Origin of the sequence: Herbivorax alkaliphila, assembly GCF_030848475.1 — a bacterium.
Taxonomy (GTDB): domain Bacteria; phylum Bacillota; class Clostridia; order Acetivibrionales; family Acetivibrionaceae; genus Herbivorax.
In genome coordinates, this window is the sequence record NZ_JAVDDS010000142.1 from 1 (window position 1) to 988 (window position 988).

The window sequence follows — 988 nt, forward strand, 5'->3', positions numbered from 1 at the left end:
GCGACATAATTAATTATGATTTTTTTAATCTGAAAGGTGGAGGGTTTTTTGTGAAAATTTTTAATGACAGTCCGATTGATTGGAGGGATTTACAGGAAAAGGTTAAAATATATTTTGAAGAAATAGGTTATTATTCAATAGTTGGAAAGACAATTGATTGTGTACGGGGAAGAAACGAGATTGATGTTTATGTGGAAAGTTTAGATGAATTGAAAATTTGTATATTTATTGAATGTAAGAATTGGGAAGCCAATATTCCACAAAGGGAAATTAATGCTTTCCGCACTGTTGTTGATGATGGTGGTGCTAATGTAGGATACTTCATTGTAAAAAATGGTTTTCAAAGTGGTGCATATGAGAGTTCTAAATTTACAAATTTAAAGCTATTAACATATAATCAATTAATTGATACTTATTTTAATATGTGGTCTAAATCAATATTATTTAAGATAATGAATAAATTAAAGATATTAAAAAAATATGACAGTTTAATTAGACGTACTAGAGTAGTACCACATCATATTATTGGATTCAAAACTCAAGAGCAATGGAACAAAGCAACTGAGCTTATTAATAAGATAGACTTTTTGTACTATCATATAAGTGTTTTGGATTCTAATGAAAGTAATTATAAAATTATATTCCAACGTTTATTAGAGAGTAGCCCCAAAAGTATTAAACTACAAGAAGATGTAAAAATAATTAATACGATTAGGGACTATCTGAATTTGGTTTTATACAGTAATTACATAGATGAAGTTTGTATTGAGTTAGATCAATTTATTAAGAATCATAGCATTACATTATATATGAGTTAATCATATTAGAATATATATTTAGATGAAATTATTTTAGGTAACGACTGTTTCCATTAATTAGATCGCCTAACCATATATCTGAGTAAAGGGCATTCTCACGGGTCATCCTGCCCACAGATTTCCGTCTAAGATAGGAGTTATCTAAGACGGAAATCCACCTCAGATACAAC

Annotated in this window: 1 protein-coding gene; it reads left to right on the forward strand. The window is 28.5% G+C overall.

Annotated features, from left to right (window positions below; all coding sequences use genetic code 11):
* The first annotated feature begins 50 nt into the window (after positions 1–50).
* Complete coding sequence (locus RBH29_RS17725) at positions 51–818, forward strand: restriction endonuclease (RefSeq protein ID WP_306698340.1); 768 nt, start codon at positions 51–53, stop codon at positions 816–818.
* The last annotated feature ends 170 nt before the right edge of the window (positions 819–988 follow it).